This is a genomic window from Bacillus sp. JJ1532, assembly GCF_036965085.1.
Classification (GTDB): domain Bacteria; phylum Bacillota; class Bacilli; order Bacillales; family Cytobacillaceae; genus Cytobacillus.
In genome coordinates, this window is sequence record NZ_JBALOW010000088.1 from 20,379 (window position 1) to 23,694 (window position 3,316).

General features: G+C 42.2%; 3 protein-coding genes. 1 reads left to right on the plus strand and 2 read right to left on the minus strand.

Features of this window, described 5'->3' with window-relative positions:
- The first annotated feature begins 643 nt into the window (after positions 1–643).
- Positions 644–2,566 carry a methyl-accepting chemotaxis protein gene (locus V7122_RS22370; RefSeq protein WP_438824805.1) on the plus strand — a complete coding sequence of 641 codons (1,923 nt, stop codon included), beginning with the start codon at positions 644–646 and terminating at the stop codon, positions 2,564–2,566.
- 130 nt (positions 2,567–2,696) lie between these two features.
- Here V7122_RS22370 and V7122_RS22375 read toward each other — a convergent pair whose 3' ends face one another.
- Both V7122_RS22375 and V7122_RS22380 read right to left on the minus strand, forming a co-directional pair.
- A complete protein-coding gene (locus V7122_RS22375) occupies positions 2,697–2,915 on the minus strand; it encodes a DUF2922 domain-containing protein (protein WP_335353651.1) in 219 nt (72 codons plus the stop codon).
- Between the two features lie 57 nt (positions 2,916–2,972).
- Positions 2,973–3,191: a DUF1659 domain-containing protein gene (locus V7122_RS22380; protein ID WP_066296963.1), complete on the minus strand. Its 219-nt coding sequence runs from the start codon at positions 3,189–3,191 to the stop codon at positions 2,973–2,975.
- Positions 3,192–3,316: the final 125 nt, after the last annotated feature.

A 3,316-nucleotide genomic window follows, 5' to 3' on the forward strand; every position in this document is an offset into this window, starting at 1 on the left:
CTTTATAACGCCCTTCGTGTAGGAAAAATGCAGTGGAAGGTAGTTAAGAGGGGTCTATAACGCCCTTCGTTAAGAAAAAAAGCAGTGGAAGGTAGTTAAGAGGGCTTTATAACGCTCTTCGTGAAGAGAAAATGCCGGCCGATGTAGTTAAGAAGGCTCTATAACAATAAAACAGAAGAATCACCCAATCCTTGTCCCTTAACTAGTTAATAAATGTCGCAATACGGTAAATTCCCCCGGCCTCTCTCCTCTTCTACTATGTAATAGCTCCAACCTTATATCTATTTTTTATAACCAGGAACAAGGAAAAATCAATTTTATGAATATGCCGAATCTTGTTGAAAATTGGGGAATACACGGTTATAATTCGAATGAAAGGGCTTACATAATTTCAATTTAATGGGGGGATTAAGTGCTATTGGTCTAATAGCATTGGGCGCACCGGCAGATAAATCTTGCAATCTATTTTCTATCATCGCCATGATTCGAAATGTGAATAAGAGTCCCTTTTGGCTACTTTTAACAGGGTAGCTTTTTACTATTAAAGCGGAGAAAAGTTGAAAATGAAAGGAAGGCCTCCATCACCGTGAAAACCAAGCCAAAGAGAAAACCCATTTTTGCATTGACGATTAGGAAAAAACTAATGCTATCATTTATTTTGATATTGTTAGTGCCATCTGTAACGATCGGTCTCTCTTCCTATTTAAATGCGCAAACCAATATTAAGGAAAAAATCCAGATTAGTTCGAGGGAAAATGTTTTAGTCATTGATAAGTTTATTACTAGCTTTATTGAGCCTAAGGGAAATGCGGCGTCTTATTTTGCTGGAAGCTTTAATAAAGGCTCTTTTTCAGAGAAACAGGTCCAAAAAACGATCGAGCAATTGAAGGAATATCAAGTACTGCATCCGGAAGCGATGGTTGTTTATATAGGTTTAGAAGAGAACGGTGATTTTTTCTCTTATCCAGAACAGGATTTGCCTGATGGGTATGATCCTAGAAAGCGTCCTTGGTACATTGGTTCTAAGGCGAAGAGCAATGAAACGTTTATTACAGAGCCATATATTGATGCTTTTACGGGTGGGGTGATCGTGACTATTGCTCACACGCTTGAGGATGGTTCAGGGGTATTTGGGATGGACCTTAGCCTTGAAGCATTAAACAAGTTAACAGATGGAATTAAGATTGGAAAAAACGGATATCCGATCCTTATAAGTGCTGAAGGAAATTATCTCGTCCATCCAAAAATTGCGGCAGGCGAAAAGGCAGAAGGCAGCTGGGTTCAGCATTTATTAGAACAGAGGGATGGACAGGTCGATGATAGCCATAACCAGATTGATTTTACAACGAACGAAATAACCGGGATGAAAATTGCTGGTGTTATGGACTTGGATGAGGTCAGTCAGGATACGAAACCGATTCTCATGATGACTCTATTAATGGTTGGACTTTTTATCGTGATCGGAGCCGTGCTTTCTTATTTTGTGATCCGGTCGATTACGAGACCTTTGAACCAGCTAGTTGAAGCAACTGGAAAAGTCAGCGAGGGCGATCTGACTCAAACCTTTGATGTTAAAAATAATGATGAAATCAGCCATTTAGGCATTAGCTTTAATAAAATGGTGGGGGCTCTCCGGGAGCTGATCCGTAATATTGATGCGAAATCCGAAATGCTGGCTGCCTCATCAGAGCAGCTGTTGGCAAGCTCGGAGCAAAATAATACTGCAACGGAGCAAATTGTCGATGCCATTCAGGAGGTTGCTTCCGGAACAGAACGCCAATCCAAGATGGTTGAGGAAAGCCATCATATTGTAACGGCGATGTCTGGGGAAATGGAAAGAATGCTGAGCCATTCTCAGGCCGCCCGCGATACATCCATGGACGCTGTAAACATTGTCAACAATGGAAATCAAGCGATTCAACTAACATCCGAACAAATGACCAATATTCACAAAACGATTAGTAGGCTTAGCGTGGTCATTGAGGATTTAAGAAAAAGATCGATCGATATTAATCAAATCATTGATGTGATTTCGGGGATTGCCGACCAAACGAATCTTCTGGCATTAAATGCGGCCATTGAAGCGGCAAGAGCAGGGGAAAATGGAAAAGGCTTTGCCGTAGTTGCGGATGAGGTGCGTAAGTTAGCGGAGCAATCCTCTAGATCAACTGAGACAATCCGACAACTCATCTCCTCCATTCAAATTGACACGAACCAAGCAGTCGAATCGATGGAAAAAGGAACAACCGAAATCGAAAAAGGGATGGATCTTGCCCAAAGTGCAGGAGAGGCCTTCCATGAAATCAAGCAATTTATCGATCACGTAAGCGCTGAAATTCAAACGATTTCTGTCTCTATAAAAGAAACTTCATCGGGCACTGAACAGGTAGTTGGCGTTGTGCACGGCATCGAAGAAATTGCTGTCAAAACAACAGCAGACAGCCAAAATGTTTCCGCCGCAACCGAGGAACAATTAGCCTCCATGCAGGAAATCGCAGCTTCTGCCTCTTCGCTATCTTATATGGCAGAGGAACTTCAGGAAATAATTAATCAGTTTAAAATATAAGTGAAATGGTCTATGGGGTGTGCTTGTCGGTTTTTGAGCGCGTGCCCCGTAGTTTTTTTCCAAACACAAAGAGGCCGGTCTGCATAGGAGCAGAACCGGCCTCATTTATTGGGTTAACGATCGTGTGTAACTAGACTAATTCATAGGCGGTGACGTTACGCTCGATGACTCTTGCTTCTTTTGCCGAAGCAAGAGTGCCGTTCATCGTTTGGAACACATCCGCAGCGATGATTTGCTCCATTGCTAGTTTAACAGCAGCTGGATCAATCGGCTCCTTCGGGTTATCAATGGAAAGTCTTGAAAGCTTCCCTGAATCCGTCACAAATGTTAATTCTAATGATTTTGCCATGGGTTTTGTCCTCCTTTCGCTTTATTAAATGTGTGAATCTAGCTCCAGAGCCTCTGCTTAGCCAAGAATGTCAAAGCTGTCATTTTTGACAATGGTAGATAGGGAGTCCTTGCTAAGTGATGCAATTGCCGTTGCAGCCTGAAAAAGCTGATCAGCTGTCGCCATCTTTTTCACATTTCCAAAAGTTCGCGACTTGAAAATCGGTTCGCCCTTTTCATTTAATCCTGTTTCGAACGTTAGACGAAGCCGTGTCTCGATCATTAATGCCTCTGCCATGTTGATCACCTCCTCTCACTCTTTATATATAGGGGGGAGGGAGGAAAGGACAGGGGTGGGATAATTTATTGAAAAATAATTTTTATAAAGGGAAGCATGGTGGAGAAAAGTGATGTACCAGGGAC

Excerpts from the sequence above, each read along its gene's own strand:
- V7122_RS22370 (WP_438824805.1), top strand. The coding sequence starts at position 644 with ATGCTATCATTTATTTTGATATTGTTAGTGCCATCTGTAACGATCGGT.
- V7122_RS22375 (WP_335353651.1), bottom strand. The coding sequence starts at position 2,915 with ATGGCAAAATCATTAGAATTAACATTTGTGACGGATTCAGGGAAGCTT.
- V7122_RS22380 (WP_066296963.1), bottom strand. The coding sequence starts at position 3,191 with ATGGCAGAGGCATTAATGATCGAGACACGGCTTCGTCTAACGTTCGAA.